14 protein-coding genes are annotated in these 14866 nt (G+C 60.5%); 5 read left to right on the top strand and 9 right to left on the bottom strand.

The window, feature by feature from the left end; all coding sequences use genetic code 11:
- Positions 1–64 precede the first annotated feature (64 nt).
- The gene (locus tag K7431_RS17045; RefSeq protein WP_015885223.1) at positions 65–3535 is read left to right on the top strand and encodes a hybrid sensor histidine kinase/response regulator; all 3471 of its coding nucleotides are present in this window, start codon (positions 65–67) and stop codon (positions 3533–3535) included.
- A 25-nt stretch (positions 3536–3560) separates the two neighbouring features.
- Here the strand turns inward: K7431_RS17045 and rmuC are convergent, their stop codons facing one another.
- Complete coding sequence (rmuC, locus tag K7431_RS17040; protein WP_173390411.1) at positions 3561–4925, bottom strand: DNA recombination protein RmuC; 1365 nt, start codon at positions 4923–4925, stop codon at positions 3561–3563.
- A 175-nt stretch (positions 4926–5100) separates the two neighbouring features.
- Positions 5101–5424 carry a hypothetical protein gene (locus K7431_RS17035; protein ID WP_015885225.1) on the bottom strand — a complete coding sequence of 108 codons (324 nt, stop codon included), beginning with the start codon at positions 5422–5424 and terminating at the stop codon, positions 5101–5103.
- Between the two features lie 457 nt (positions 5425–5881).
- Between K7431_RS17035 and K7431_RS17030 the strand changes: the two genes are divergently transcribed.
- The 4 genes from K7431_RS17030 (at position 5882) to K7431_RS17015 (ending at position 9055) form a co-directional block, all read left to right on the top strand.
- A complete protein-coding gene (locus K7431_RS17030) occupies positions 5882–6187 on the top strand; it encodes a hypothetical protein (protein WP_015885226.1) in 306 nt (101 codons plus the stop codon).
- A 443-nt stretch (positions 6188–6630) separates the two neighbouring features.
- Positions 6631–6852 (top strand): hypothetical protein, encoded by a 222-nt coding sequence (locus K7431_RS17025; protein WP_024076751.1) that lies wholly within the window; start codon positions 6631–6633, stop codon positions 6850–6852.
- Positions 6853–7130: 278 nt separating this feature from the next.
- Positions 7131–7613, top strand: coding sequence for a hypothetical protein (locus tag K7431_RS17020; RefSeq protein WP_015885227.1), 483 nt, complete (start codon positions 7131–7133; stop codon positions 7611–7613).
- Positions 7614–7759: 146 nt separating this feature from the next.
- On the top strand, positions 7760–9055 hold the full coding sequence (locus K7431_RS17015; protein ID WP_015885228.1) for an OmpP1/FadL family transporter: 1296 nt from the start codon (positions 7760–7762) through the stop codon (positions 9053–9055).
- A 65-nt stretch (positions 9056–9120) separates the two neighbouring features.
- Here the strand turns inward: K7431_RS17015 and K7431_RS17010 are convergent, their stop codons facing one another.
- The 7 genes from K7431_RS17010 to cobU form a co-directional block, all read right to left on the bottom strand.
- A complete protein-coding gene (locus K7431_RS17010; RefSeq protein WP_015885229.1) occupies positions 9121–9672 on the bottom strand; it encodes a glutathione peroxidase in 552 nt (183 codons plus the stop codon).
- Positions 9673–9822: 150 nt separating this feature from the next.
- The gene (locus K7431_RS17005) at positions 9823–11022 is read right to left on the bottom strand and encodes an MFS transporter (protein WP_162471080.1); all 1200 of its coding nucleotides are present in this window, start codon (positions 11020–11022) and stop codon (positions 9823–9825) included.
- Between the two features lie 63 nt (positions 11023–11085).
- A complete protein-coding gene (locus tag K7431_RS17000; protein WP_015885231.1) occupies positions 11086–11490 on the bottom strand; it encodes a MarR family winged helix-turn-helix transcriptional regulator in 405 nt (134 codons plus the stop codon).
- Between the two features lie 42 nt (positions 11491–11532).
- Positions 11533–12261, bottom strand: coding sequence for an adenosylcobinamide-GDP ribazoletransferase (locus tag K7431_RS16995; protein ID WP_015885232.1), 729 nt, complete (start codon positions 12259–12261; stop codon positions 11533–11535).
- 2 nt (positions 12262–12263) lie between these two features.
- Positions 12264–12839: an alpha-ribazole phosphatase family protein gene (gene cobC, locus K7431_RS16990; protein ID WP_015885233.1), complete on the bottom strand. Its 576-nt coding sequence runs from the start codon at positions 12837–12839 to the stop codon at positions 12264–12266.
- Positions 12836–13891: a nicotinate-nucleotide--dimethylbenzimidazole phosphoribosyltransferase gene (gene cobT, locus K7431_RS16985; protein WP_015885234.1), complete on the bottom strand. Its 1056-nt coding sequence runs from the start codon at positions 13889–13891 to the stop codon at positions 12836–12838. The genes cobC and cobT overlap by 4 nt, the downstream gene beginning before the upstream one ends.
- Positions 13888–14409, bottom strand: coding sequence for a bifunctional adenosylcobinamide kinase/adenosylcobinamide-phosphate guanylyltransferase (cobU, locus tag K7431_RS16980; RefSeq protein WP_015885235.1), 522 nt, complete (start codon positions 14407–14409; stop codon positions 13888–13890). Before cobU ends, cobT begins: the two co-directional genes overlap by 4 nt.
- Positions 14410–14866: the final 457 nt, after the last annotated feature.

The following is a 14866-nucleotide window of genomic DNA, read 5'->3' as shown; positions in this document are numbered from 1 at the left end:
CCCATCATGCGAGACTGTCCAACCGGGCCCGGAATGCCTGGGTGTTCCTATGCTCGGAGTTACCATGACGCTGTCCAGCGGGCTGATCGCCGCCGTTGCCCTGGCCTATATGGCCATTATGTTTGCCATCGCCTTCTACGGTGATCGTCGCCGTGCGCCCTTGCCGCCACGTGTACGTGCCTGGGTGTATAGCCTGTCGCTCGCCGTTTACTGCACCAGCTGGACCTTCTTCGGCGCCGTAGGCCAGGCTGCCGAACAGCTGTGGGCATTTTTACCGATCTACCTCGGACCGGTTCTATTGCTGGTGTTGGCACCTTGGGTGCTGCAGAAGATGATTCTGATCAGCAAGCAGGAAAACATCACCTCCATCGCCGACTTTATTGCGGCGCGCTACGGCAAATCCCAATCCCTGGCCGTGGTGGTCGCACTGATCTGCCTGGTCGGCGTACTGCCCTATATTGCGCTGCAACTCAAAGGCATCGTGCTGGGAGTCAACCTGCTGATCGGCGCGGGTGCCGACACCACCGGCACCCGCGCGCAGGACACCGCACTGATCGTGTCGCTGGTATTGGCGCTGTTCACTATCGTCTTCGGTACCCGCAACCTCGACGCCACGGAACACCACCGTGGCATGGTGCTGGCGATTGCGTTTGAATCCCTGGTCAAGCTGTTCGCGTTTCTGGCAGTCGGCGCGTTTGTGACCTACGGCCTGTACGACGGTTTCGGCGACCTGTTCAGCCAGGCCATTCTGGCGCCACGGCTGGAGGAATACTGGAAGGAGACCGTCAACTGGCCTTCGATGGTGGTGCAGACCGGCGTGGCCATGATGGCGATCATCTGCTTGCCTCGGCAATTTCATGTCACGGTGGTCGAGAACATCGACCCGCAGGACCTGCGCCTGGCCAAGTGGGTGTTTCCCGCGTATCTGATTCTTGCCGCGCTGTTTGTAGTACCGATCGCCTTGGGCGGCAAGATGATGCTGCCCGGCTCGGTGCTTCCGGACTCCTACGTCATCAGCCTGCCGATGGCCGAAGCCCACCCCGCCCTCGCGGTACTGGCATTTATTGGCGGCGCTTCAGCGGCCACCGGCATGGTGATCGTGGCGAGCATCGCGCTGTCGACCATGGTGTCCAACGACATGCTGCTGCCGTGGTTGCTGCGTCGCTCCAGCGCCGAGCGGCCGTTCGAAGTGTTCCGCCACTGGATGCTCTCGGTCCGCCGGGTGAGCATCGTGATCATCCTGTTGCTGGCCTACGTCAGTTACCGCCTGCTGGGTTCGACCGCCAGCCTGGCGACCATCGGCCAGATCGCCTTTGCCGCCGTGACCCAATTGGCGCCGGCGATGCTCGGTGCGCTGTACTGGAAACAGGCGAACCGACGCGGTGTATTCGCGGGCCTGGCAGCGGGCACCTTCCTGTGGTTCTACACCTTGGTCCTACCGGTGACGGCGAAAAGCCTGGGTTGGTCCCTCAGCCTTTTCCCAGGGCTGACGTGGATGCATTCGCACCCGCTGGGCCTCTCCGTCACTTCGCTGACCCTGGGCACCGTGTTCTCACTGGCGGGTAACTTCACGCTGTTTGTGTGGGTGTCGATGCTCTCGCGCACGCGGGTGTCCGAGCACTGGCAAGCCGGGCGCTTTATCGGCCAGGAAATCAGCCAGCGCGCCAGTGCCCGCTCAATGCTGTCGGTGCAGATCAGCGATCTGCTGAGCCTGGCTGCGCGCTTTGTGGGTGAAGAACGGGCCCAGCAAAGCTTTATCCGTTTCGCCTATCGCCAGGGTAAAGGCTTCAACCCCAACCAGAATGCCGACAACGATTGGATCGCCCACACGGAACGCTTGCTGGCCGGTGTACTCGGTGCATCCTCGACCCGCGCAGTGGTAAAAGCAGCCATCGAAGGGCGGGAAATGCAGTTGGAGGACGTCGTACGCATCGCCGACGAAGCGTCGGAAGTGCTGCAGTTCAACCGCGCGTTACTGCAAGGCGCCATCGAAAACATCACCCAAGGCATCAGCGTGGTCGACCAGTCCCTCAAGCTGGTGGCCTGGAACCGGCGCTACCTGGAGCTGTTCAATTACCCCGACGGGCTGATCAGCGTGGGCCGGCCAATTGCCGACATCATCCGCTACAACGCCGAACGCGGGCTGTGCGGGCCGGGCGAGGCCGAAGTGCACGTGGCGCGACGCCTGCATTGGATGCGCCAGGGCCGCGCGCACACGTCCGAGCGTTTATTCCCCAATGGCCGCGTGATCGAACTGATCGGCAACCCAATGCCCGGCGGCGGTTTCGTCATGAGCTTCACTGACATTACCGCGTTCCGCGAAGCCGAACAGGCACTCACCGAAGCCAACGAAGGCCTGGAGCAACGGGTGACCGAGCGCACCCACGAGCTGTCCCAGCTCAACGTGGCGCTCACTGACGCCAAGGGCGTGGCCGAATCTGCCAGCCAGTCGAAGACGCGCTTCCTGGCGGCCGTCAGCCATGACCTGATGCAGCCGTTGAATGCTGCGCGCCTGTTCTCCGCCGCCCTCTCCCACCAGAACGACGGCCTGTCCAGCGAAGCCCGGCAATTGGTGCAACACCTGGACAGTTCGCTGCGCTCTGCCGAAGACCTGATCAGCGACCTACTGGATATTTCTCGCCTGGAAAACGGCAAGATCAACCCACAGCGCCAGCCCTTTGTGCTCAATGAGCTGTTCGACACCCTCGGCGCGGAATTCAAGGCGCTCGCCCAGGAGCAAGGTCTGCGCTTCCGCCTGCGCGGCAGCCGTTTGCGCGTCGACAGCGACATAAAGTTGTTACGACGGATTCTGCAGAATTTTCTCACCAACGCCTTCCGTTATGCCGACGGCCCGGTGCTGCTGGGCGTACGCCGACGTAAAGGCGAGCTGTGCTTGGAAGTGTGGGACCGTGGCCCGGGTATCCCGCAGGATAAACAGAAGGTGATCTTCGAAGAATTCAAGCGCCTGGACAGCCACCAGACCCGCGCGGAGAAAGGCCTGGGACTTGGCTTGGCGATCGCCGACGGCCTGTGCCGCGTGCTGGACCACCGCTTGAGCGTGCGCTCATGGCCAGGCAAGGGCAGCGTGTTCAGTGTGCGCGTGCCGCTGGCACGCAACCAGGCCACCCCGCTGGTCAAGACGCCGCAGGAAACCGGGCTGCCGTTGAGCGGTGCGCAGGTGCTGTGCGTGGATAACGAAGAGAGCATCCTGATTGGCATGCGCAGCCTGTTGACGCGCTGGGGTTGCGAAGTGTGGACCGCCACCGACCAGGCGCAATGCGCGGCGCTGCTGGCCGAGGGCGTGCGCCCGCAGCTGGCACTGGTGGATTACCACCTGGATCATGGCGAGACCGGTACTGAGTTGATGGGCTGGCTGCGCGCGCAATTGGCGGAGCCGATTCCCGGCGTGGTCATCAGTGCCGACGGCCGCCCGGAAATGGTGGCCGAGGTGCATGCGGCGGGGCTGGATTACCTGGCCAAGCCGGTGAAGCCGGCGGCGTTGCGAGCGTTGCTGAGTCGGCATCTGCCCCTTTAGGTCAGTGCCACATTTTGGTTTGTACCTATTCGGGCAGATGGGCCACGCCGTCGGAATCGGTCATCGCCCGCTCCAGCAGATCGGCCGGCAAGCTTTTACTCGCTCGCGCGCCGAGCAACCTCAATTGCTCGGTCCGGCTGACCAGATTCCCGCGTCCATCTGTCAGCTTGTTACGCGCGGCGCTGTAAGCCTTATCCAACTGTTGTAGACGATTACCCACTTCGTCCAGGTCCTGGATAAACAGCACGAATTTGTCGTAAAGCCAGCCCGCACGCTCGGCGATTTCCCGGGCGTTCTGGCTCTGGCGTTCCTGCTTCCACAGGCTATCGATCACCCGCAGGGTAGCCAGCAACGTGGTGGGGCTGACGATGACGATATGGCGATCGAAGGCTTCCTGGAATAAGTTCGGTTCGGCCTGCAACGCGGCCGAAAAAGCCGCCTCAATCGGTACGAACAGCAACACGAAGTCCAGGCTGTGCAGGCCTTCCAGGCGTTTGTAATCCTTGCCGGCCAAGCCTTTGACGTGATTGCGCAGCGACAGCACGTGCTGCTTCAACGCCGCTTGGCCGATCACATCATCCTCCGCTGCCACGTACTGTTGATAAGCGGTGAGGCTGACCTTGGAATCCACCACCACCTGCTTGTCGCCGGGCAACATGATCAGCACGTCCGGCTGGAAACGCTCGCCGTCCGGGCCCTTGAGGCTGACCTGAGTCTGATACTCGCGGCCCTTCTCCAGGCCCGCATGCTCCAACACCCGCTCAAGGATCAGCTCGCCCCAGTTGCCTTGGGTTTTCTGGCCCTTGAGGGCGCGGGTCAGGTTGGTGGCCTCGTCTGACAGACGCAGGTTCAGTTGCTGTAGGCGTTCAAGCTCCTTAGCCAGGGAAAAACGCTCGCGTGCTTCGTTCTGGTAGCTTTCTTCTACGCGTTTTTCGAAGGACTGGATGCGTTCCTTCAACGGATCAAGCAACTGGCCCAGGCGTTCCTGGCTGGTTTCGGCGAAGCGCTGTTCACGCTCGTCGAAGATCTTGCCCGCCAGTTCGGCGAACTGCGCGCGCAACTCATCCCGTGAGCCTTGCAGGTCGTTAAGGCGTTGTTGATGGCTGTCCTGCTGCTCACGCAGTTCGGCGCGCAGGGCGGACGACAATGCATCCAGGCGACGTAGCTCGGCCTCCTTGGCGCTGCGGTCCAAGTTCCACGCATGCGCGGCGTCGCGGGCATTGTCGCGGTCGATCTGCAGCAGTTCGACCTCGCGGCGCACAGCCGCCAAGTCAGCCTGTTTGGCAGCATTGGCCTGGCTCAGGTCGCTGATTTCATCGCGACTGGCATCCAACTGCGCGGCGAGGCCTTCTTGGGCCAGTTGCGCAATGGCCAGACGCTCTTCGAGCAGTTCCCAGCCGGTCATGCGCGCGGTCAGCCGTCGCTGAAGCTGCCAGCACAGGGCCAATAACGGCACAGCAGCGCCAGCGAGGCCAAGGGCAATACTGGTCCAGTCAAACGCCATAGACATGTCTGCCATCACCGAAAAAAAGCAAGGTTAGCGGAGCACAGGGCCTGAGGACAGCTCAGTCTTCGACCTGGCCCAGTTCACGTTGGGCGCGGCGGTCACCGGCACGGGCCGCGAGGCGCAGCAGGTCGTGGCCGATGCGGCGGTCACGGGCATTCCCGCACTCACGGCACATCAGTTGGCCCAGGCGACTTTGGGCAGCGACCACGCCTTCACGGGCCGGCTGCTTGAGCAAGCGCCCGGCGAAGTGTTTGACGTTGACGTTGTGACCCAGGCGCGGGCTGTCGAGCAACCACAAAGCCACTTTCAAGGAAAAGCGCTTGGGGGCGGTAACAGTGTGAGGGGCGTCGGTAACAGAAGGTGATACTGAGCGAAACTTCATAAAGCACTGTGGGACAGAACGGAAGGCGCGCCACTCTACTCTTTTTTTCGTACAGGTAAAGCTGAAAAAACTCTGCACGCCCGTTCTAGAGCAAGCGCTCGGGACAATCCACAGAAGCTGTGGATAACTCAGTGGACAACCCCCCTTTAACCCGCGCAAACCCCCATGGAATGGGGGCCGCAGTCAAACTGACGATTTTTTCACCAATAAAAAAAAGCCAGATTTTTCATTGACTTAAATTTCCATTGCAGGCAAATGGCGGCGCTGCAGTGCAGTTGACAGCGCGGTTACACCCCGCGCAACCAATGTGCACAAGTACCCATCCGATGGTTATATCGCCGGCTTTTTATGAAGCAACTTGCTGCAAAAATGTTACCGCCGGGGCAAACCAGGGACTTTTCAAATCTTTCCCGGCTCGCCACACTCCCCGACCTACAGCGCAACGTTGGAAGGGTCGATGAAAGGAATTCTGTTATTCGCTGTGTTGCTACTGGCCATCTGCGCCATTTCCTTGGGGATCAATGCGGCGCTGCCATCCCCGGACGGCGCACTGTTTGCCATCGCTATCTTGCTGTCGGCGGCGTTTACCGCCGTAAGCCTGTGCATTGAACTGGGCGAAGGCCGGATCAACGACATGGCCGATGTGATGAAAGTGGTGGAGACCGGCCAGTCCCTGCGCTTGACCCTCGCCGCTTACGGGCTGGGCTGCTCGTTGGCAGCGGCAACCACGGTGCTGGTCTATCGGGGCCTGCTGGGCGGCTGATTGAAGTTTTTTGGTCAGAGCCCTTCCATTACCAAATTCATTCCGTTACTATCCGCGGCGTTAGTACCAAGCTGAAAGTCAATTCTGGTCGAACAACTCCCCTGAACAACACGGGATCGACCACCTCGATGGTTTCCAGGTATCACTTGCGACGACACGGCCTTTGAACAAACAAAGGGTGTCGCGAAGTTTCAATACTCTGACCGAACCAGCCTGCAAATTGATCAGGATCTCCACCCTGGGCCCAGAACCTTTGCCCCTGTTGTGTTGCCTGCCCTCCTAAGTACCTACCTGCCAGCCCAAGCGCGCCTAACTTATTAGCGCTTCAAACTGGCTGCTTTGTTCCAGTCGGGTTCTTCGTTCGATCAATGGTGATCAACGTCACTGGAACGTTTTAACGTTGCACGGTTCTTAACCGTGTCATTTGTAGGAACACCAATAATATGTCCACTATCCATACTCAGGATGCCATTCGCACCCTCACCAATGCTTTTGCCCCAATGAACTGCCTGATCATGGCCGCTCGTAAAGGCTGCTTCAGCTTCACCCTGGTCAATGAACACGGCATCGCTCGTCACAGCGAACGCCTGTACCCCGATCAATACTCCAGCGCAGAACCGCTGCAGGCTGTGATCGAACGTACTCGTCAGGCACTGGTTGCCTGATCGACCTGAGTCGCTGAAACATAAAAAAACCCTGTTTAAAAAACAGGGTTTTTTATTGCCTGGCTTTTATGCACAGGTGATGACATTAAGTTCAAATAGATATAAACGTTATAACTAAATGAATAAGATGTTTTAAAAACAGTCCTTTACATCACAAATATGACACTACACTTCAACTCAGGCGGCATGATCCGCCTCCGGCGAGCCTGAGATCCGATCCACTGCTGCCAAGCCCCCTCCTCAGGCCTCGCCGACCATTTTCACGGATTGAGGCTCGTATGGGTATCGCCGCCAGCGAATTGTGTCGTTATGTGATCCGGCCGACATTACTGTACCTCGGCCGCCATAACCCGACGGCTGAGTCCCTGCTGCTGGGCATTGCCGCCAGCCAGTCGGAACTCGGTTCCGCTTTGCACGACCGACGCGGGCATGGCCTGTACAGCATCACCGAGCCCCGCCATCGCGATTTATGGGACAAGTACCTGGCGCTGGACCCTGAACGGGCCAGCCTGGTGCGTGGACTGGCCAGCCAACATGCCTTCCTCAGCGCGCCGCAACTGGAGTTGACGGTAAACCTGCGCTACGCCACGGCAATCGCCTGGCTTTTGGTTGAACAACACACCTGCACCCTGCCACCGCCCGGTGATGTCTTGGCAATGGCGCGTATCTGGAAAGAAATATTTCACCCACAAGGAAGGCTGCGCGATTTCACTCAAGCCTGGCAAACCTGTGTTTCACCCATGAATCACGTGGCTTGCTGACCGGGCAATTTGCAAGATTCGCCAAAAACCCCGAATTCTGGTCGGATTGTCCTACAAAACCGCTCTATCTCCAGTATTACAGCCTATAGCGCGATCTTAAATTTATTGTTACTTTCCGCAGCGGTGATCACCACGGAGTTCTAATAATGAAAAAAGTAATGCTCAAGACCACACTTAGCCTCGCCGTTGCCATGGCATCCTCCCAACTGTTTGCAAGCGGTTTCGCACTGAACGAACAGAGCGTCAGCGGGATGGGTACGGGTTTCGCAGGTCGCTCTTCTTCTGCCGATGATGCAAGTACTGTTTACGGTAACCCTGCCGGTATGGCTCGGCTGGAAGGCCAGCAAATCACGGGCGGTGTTGCAGCGATTGATGCTTCAACCGATATCAGCCACGTCAGTGGCAACACCAACACCACCGGTAGCAACAAAGGTGACATGGTGCCCTTCACCGCCGTTCCATTCGGCTTCTACACAAACAAGCTCAATGAACAGTGGGCCATCGGTTTCGGCGTCTATGCTCCGTTCGGTTTGGTGACCGACTACGAAAATGGCTTCCAGGGCCGTGGCTTTGGCAGCAAGAGCGAAGTGAAGGTCATGACCTTCCAGCCGACTGTCAGCTATGCCTTTAACGACAGGGTTTCCATCGGCTTTGGCCCAACCATCAACCGGATCTCCGGCGTGCTGGAGTCGGATGTTTCGTTGCCTCAGGTTCCAGGCAGCGGCCCGAATAACATCAAGATCAAGGGCGACGATACTGCCCTGGGCTTTAACTTCGGCGTTCTGGTTCAAGCCACCGATACCACGCGCGTGGGCCTGACTTATCACTCGAAAGTGAAGTACAAGCTCGAAGGCCATACTGAAGTGACCCCGGGCACGGGCGTTCCAGGCATTGCCCTGCGCGGAAATCGTTACGATGCCTCGCTGAAAATCGACACCCCTGAATCCTGGGATCTGTCGGTCACTCAGGACATGAACGATGCATGGAAACTCTATGCAGGTGCGACCTGGACCCGTTGGAGCCGCCTGAAAGACATCACCGTCAACAACGAAGGCGTCACCGCTGCCAACGGCGGCGGCGTTGCTCCGGCGCTGGTCGGTACTATCAAAGAAGATCAGAACTGGCATGACACTTGGGCATACGCAGTGGGTACTTCGTACCAACTGACCAAACAAGTTGTACTGCGTACCGGCCTGACCTTCGACCAGTCGCCTACCAACAATACCGATCGTTCACCGCGCATCCCTACTGGCGACCGTACAATCTTCAGTGTGGGCCTGGGCTACGCGGTCATGGATAACATGACCGTCGACCTGGCTTACTCGTACCTCAAGGAAGAAGACGTCAAAGTGCAGCGCACCAATGCCCTGCGTCAGACGTACAACGCCAAGTACGAAAACAGCGCTAACGGTTTCGGCCTGGGCTTGACCTACAAGTTCTAACCCGACGCCGCATAAAAAAGCCCCGCTCTCCTGCAAAGGAGGCGGGGCTTTTTAATGCACGCCGATCACGGTTTGGAGGCGATCGCCTCCTCCACCGCCTTGATCAGCTCCGGACTGTCCGGCTTGGTAAGGCTGGAGAAATTGGCAATCACCTTGCCCTGCCGATCCACCACATACTTGTAGAAATTCCACTTCGGCGGCGCGTCGGTCTGCTGCGCCAATACCTTGAACAAATGCACCGCGTCCGGCCCCTTGACCCTTTGTGGCTCGGTCATGGTAAAGGTCACGCCATAATTCACGTAACACACCTTGGCGGTCTCTTCACCGGTCTTGGCTTCCTGCTTGAAGTCATCGGACGGCACGCCGATCACTTCCAGCCCTTCGCCCTTGTAGCGTTGATACAACGCTTCGAGCCCTTTGAACTGTGGGGCGAACCCGCAGAAGCTCGCGGTATTGACGATGACCAAGGGTTTGCCGGCAAAACGTTGGCACAGGTCGATGGATTCCTTGGCGCGCAGCTTGGGCAATTGGCCTTCCAGCAGCGGCGGGCAACTGGCAGCAGAGGCGACACTGCCGATTGCCATCAGGACGGGTACAGCGAGCCAGCGCATCTGCATGTCGGGTGTCCTTCAAAATATTCAGGCTACGAACTTAACAGATCGGCATACCCAGTTGCATCAACGCCAGCCCGCCGTGTTGCCAGCCCCACCAGGCCAGCAGCACCAGGACCAACCCTGCGATAAGTATCACACCGCGTACCGCTAAGCTCATGCTGCCTCCATCTGCGCCTGCAATCGTGCCACCGGCCGCTCGCGCACCGGCCAGTTAAGCGCCGCGGCGAGCAGGCTCAACAGAATTGCCACCTGCCAGATCAAATCGTAGTTGCCGGTACGATCATAGACCACCCCGCCCAACCAGCCGCCCAGGAATGAACCAAGCTGGTGGAACAGGAACACGATCCCACCGAGCATGGAGAGGTTTCGCACACCAAACAGTGTCGCGACGGTGCCGTTGGTCAGCGGTACGGTGGACAGCCACAAGAAGCCCATGGCCATGCCAAACAGGTAGGCCGTGACTTCGGTGACCGGCGCCCACAGAAACAGCACAATCACCACCGCACGCAACAGGTACAAACCGGTCAGCAAGCGCGGCTTGGACATGCGCCCACCGAGCCAGCCGGCGGTGTAGGTGCCGAAGATATTGAACAGGCCAATCAGCGCCAACACCGTGGTGCCGACGGTGGCCGGCAGGTGCTGGTCCACCAGGTAGGCCGGCAAATGCACACCGATGAACACCACCTGGAAACCGCAGACAAAAAAGCCGAAGGCCAACAACCAGAAGCCGGAATGGGAACAGGCTTCCTTCAACGCTTCACGCAAGGTTTGCTGACCGGCCATCACCGGCAACGGCCGGTCCTTGAGCATCGCGACCAGCGGCAGAATCAGCGCCACCATGAGGCCCAGCGCCAGCAGTGCTGCAGACCACCCCAACCAACTGATCAAGCCCAAGGTGCCCGGCACCATCGCAAACTGGCCGAACGAACCGGCAGCGCTCGCGATGCCCATGGCCATGCTGCGTTTTTCCGGGGCCACGGCGCGGCCGACCACGCCGAGAATCACCGAGAACGAGGTGCCGGACAGGCCGATACCAATCAGCAGGCCGGCACTGAGGGACAGCGACCACGCCGAATCGGACATGCCCATCAGCACCAGGCCCACCGCGTAAAGAACGCCGCCGACAAACACCGCTCTGGTGGCGCCAAACCGATCGGCCAGGGCGCCGGTAAACGGCTGTGCCAGGCCCCAGATAAGGTTCTGCAAGGCGATGGCGAAGGCAAAGGTTTCACGGCCCCAGCCGAACTCGCTGCTCATCGGCGCCAGGAACAGGCCGAACCCGTGTCGCACACCCAACGACAACGCCAGGATCAGCGCACTCCCCACAAGAATCCAGCCACTGGTGCGCCACATCGAGGTCATTTCTTATTCTCCGCTCGCGGGTATATACCCGCTTATAGTCGAAAAAACCCGCGATCAGGCGAGTTCGTCCAGCAAGGCCAACAAGGTTTCGCGTTTTTCCGCGCCGAGTTGATCGATCAATTTCTGCTGCGCCGCCTCCCAGGCGGGTAATGCGGCGGCGAGTCGTGCCTCACCGTCGTCGGTCAACTTCACCAGGCGGTTACGCAAGTCATCCCCCTCAACCAACTGCACCAGGCCCTCGCCTTCCAACACCCGCAGGTTGCGCCCCAAGGTGCTGCGATCCAGGCCCATGGCGTCGGCCAGGTTGGAAATGCTCGGCTGATCGAGTCGCTGCAGGTTGCACAGCAAGGAATACTGGGCGACGTTGATCCCGAAGCCATCAAGGGCGCCGTCGTAATGCCTGCTGACGCCACGGGCGGCACGTCGCAGGTTGGTACATAAACATTGGGAGGCAAGCATGGAACGTGTATATACCCGCGATTAAGGAAATGCAAGAAAGTGTTACAGCGCCAAGCCAACCAATACCGCGACTTCCAGCAGCTCCAGCAAGGCGCCCGCGGTGTCGCCCGTGGTGCCGCCCAGGCGATTGACCATCAGTTGGCGCAGCCCGATAAAACAGATCGCCGCGAGCAATACCGCAACTCCACCGCTGAAGCCGCCGATCAGGATGCACGCCAGCCCACTGAGGATCAGCACCTGTTGGCCGACGATCCTCGGTAAATGATCCGACAATGCCTGTCCCAATCCGCCAGCACGCACATAGCGCGTGGTGAGAAACAGCGCCAGCATCGATGCGCGGCCGATCAACGGGGCCAGGATCAGTGCGGCGCCGTTCTGCTGTTCGATCAAGGCGACCAAGGCGGTGAATTTGAGCAGCAGCACCAGCCCCAGCGTGACGACGGCAATCGGCCCGCTGCGCGGGTCCTTCATGATCGCGAGCGTTCGCTCGCGATCGCCGAAGCCGCCCAGCCAGGCATCGGCGCTGTCCGCCAGACCGTCCAGGTGCAGGCCGCCACTGAGCAGCACCCAGGCCGTCAGCAACAGTGCGGCATGCAGCAACAGCGGCGCGCCCATCAATGCCGTACTCAAGGCCCACAACAGCACACCGAACAACACACCGACGACGGGATAAAACAGCAACGAGCGGCCCAGCTCCTGAGGCTGCGGCATGCCCGGCAGGCGAATCGGCAGGCTGCTGAGAAATTGCAGGGCGATCCAGAATGGCAGCATGGTTACCCCACTTCCTTCAGCGCGCCGTCGTTGGCGACCTGCAGGCTGAATAGCCCACCGTGGCCAACTTCCACGTTTAGCAATTGCTCCCGAGGCAAGCCTCGCGCTTGCGCCAATAGCAGGCGCATCACGCCGCCATGGCTGATCAACAACACACGCTCACCGGCGTAAGCCTGATGTAAACGTGCGACAGCGCCCAGAACCCGACCGGAAAAGTCGCTGACAGGCTCCCCCTCCGGCGGCGTAAAACTGTAGGGATCAGCCCAGAACAAGCCCAGCCCCTCGGCGTCGGTCTCCATCAAGGCGGCGGCACTTTGCCCCTCCCAGGCACCGAAGTGCAGCTCTTGCAGATCCTTTTCCAGCGTGACCGGCAGGTTGAGTTGAGCGCCCAATGCCTCGGCGAACCGCGCACAACGTTGCAGTGGCGAACTGACCAAGCGGTCCCACGGCCCTTGCGCCACAACAGCAGCACGCATCTGCGCCCAGCCCTTGGTGGTGAGTGCGTCATCCAGGCTGCCGCGCAGGCCGCCGCCCATCTCGGTTTCGCCGTGGCGCAGCAGGTCGAGGCGCAAGGTCATGCCGGACGGTCTGCCACGGCGGCTTCGGCGAAGGTCGCCATCTGCCCGTGCAGCGCGCAGGCCAGGCGCAACAACGGCACCGCCAGCGCAGCACCGCTGCCCTCACCCAGGCGCAGACCCAGTTCCAGCAATGGCTGCGCGTCCAGACGCTGCAGCACATGACGATGGCCAGGCTCGGCACCGCGATGGCCAAACACCAGCCATTCACGGCACGCCGGGTTCACGCGTGTCGCCACCAGCGCCGCGACCGTGCAGATGAACCCATCCACCAGCACCACGATGCCTTCCTGGGCGCAGCCCAGATACGCGCCCACCAGTGCGGCAATTTCAAAGCCGCCAAGATTGAACAGGGTCTGCAACGCATTACCGCGCTGGCCGGCATGCAACGCCAGCGCGCGTTCGATCACGGCCACTTTGTGGCTGACACCCTGGGCATTCAACCCGGTGCCCGGCCCGGTGAGGTCGCTGACCGGGCAATCGAGCAAGGCACACGCCAGCGCACTGGCGGCGGTGGTGTTGCCGATGCCCATCTCGCCGCCGATAAACAGTTGCGCCCCGTTTGCCAACGCACGCCACGCACTGTCGCGACCGGCTTGCAGGGCGAGCTGCCCCTGAGCCTCGGTCATCGCCGGGCCGTTGACGAAGTTGGCCGTGCCCGCGCCGATATTCAAGTGCCGTACACCCGGCAGATCCAGCGACGGCGTCACCGTCCCCAGGTCGACCACTTCCAACTGCGCACCCAACTGCCGCGCCAATACGCTGATGGCCGCGCCACCGGTGACAAAGTTCTGCAGCATCTGCCCGGTGACTTCCTGGGGAAACGCCGACACGCCTTCCGCAACCACGCCATGGTCACCGGCGAAAATGGCGATCCACAGAGAATCCACTGACGGCTTGACCTGGCCCTGCAGACCGGCCAATTGCACTGCCAGCGCCTCCAACTGACCGAGGGAACCGGCCGGCTTGGTCAATTGTTGCTGGCGCGCCAGGGCTTGTTCGTACGCTTGAGCATCGATCGCCTTACAAGGGTTGAGCCACCAAGTGTCAGTCATAACGCAGTACCTTTCAAAGTCAGGGGCAGGCCGGCAACGGTCAGGACAACACGCTGACACCGCTCGGCCAAGGCTTGATGCAGCCAACCGGCTTCATCCACATAGCGGCGAGTCAATTCGCCCAGCGGCACGACACCCAGACCGGTCTCGTTGCTGACAAAAATGATTTCACCCGGCAACGAGGCCAGGGTTTCCAGCAGTTGTTCGCGTTCGAGCGCCAAGCGTTCGACGTCCTCGAGCCTCAGCAGATTGGTCAGCCACAGCGTCAGGCAGTCCACCAGCAGACACTGCCCCACGGCAGCGTTCTCCCGAAGCACCCGCGCCAGCTCAACAGGCTCCTCGATCAAGCCCCAATCGTCCGGGCGACGTTGGCGATGCAGCGCGACGCGCGCGTTCATCTCGCCATCCAGCGGTTGGCTGGTGGCAATGTAAATGACGGGCAAGGCACTGTCGCTGGCGAGCCTTTCGGCGAGACGGCTTTTGCCGGAGCGAGCGCCACCGAGGATCAGTTGAAGCATGGGATGGCACCTTGGGTTGGCTGAAATGGGTCGGCTGTCAGGCCGCCATCGCGGGCAAGCCCGCTCCCACATTTGGGGCGTGGGGCATCAGGTAAAGGGTGGTCGGCCGTCGGGCCGCCATCGCGGGCAAGCCCACTCCCACCTTTGGGGCGTGGGGCATCAGGTAAAGGGTGGTCGGCCGTCGGGCCGCCATCGCGGGCAAGCCCACTCCCACATTTGGAGTGGGGGGCATCAGGTAAATAGGGGTCGGCCGTCGGGCCGCCATCGCGGGCAAGCCCACTCCCACAGAAAAGCAGATTCGCGTTTGATCTGGCTTTTGATTTTGATCTCAGGCGCCCCGTAAAACCACGCTGGCCGAACGCAGGCTTTGGAGCGTGGGTAACCCGGCAGGACGCCGGGTTAGCCGCGCTGGGCCAAGGATGGCCCATCGCGGCGGCCCACGCTCCAAAGCCGGAGT

It is taken from the genome of Pseudomonas fluorescens group sp. (genome assembly GCF_020093335.1).
In the GTDB taxonomy this organism is placed as follows: Bacteria; Pseudomonadota; Gammaproteobacteria; order Pseudomonadales; family Pseudomonadaceae; genus Aquipseudomonas; species Aquipseudomonas petroselini.
This window is presented reverse-complemented; position numbering and strand designations above follow the sequence as displayed.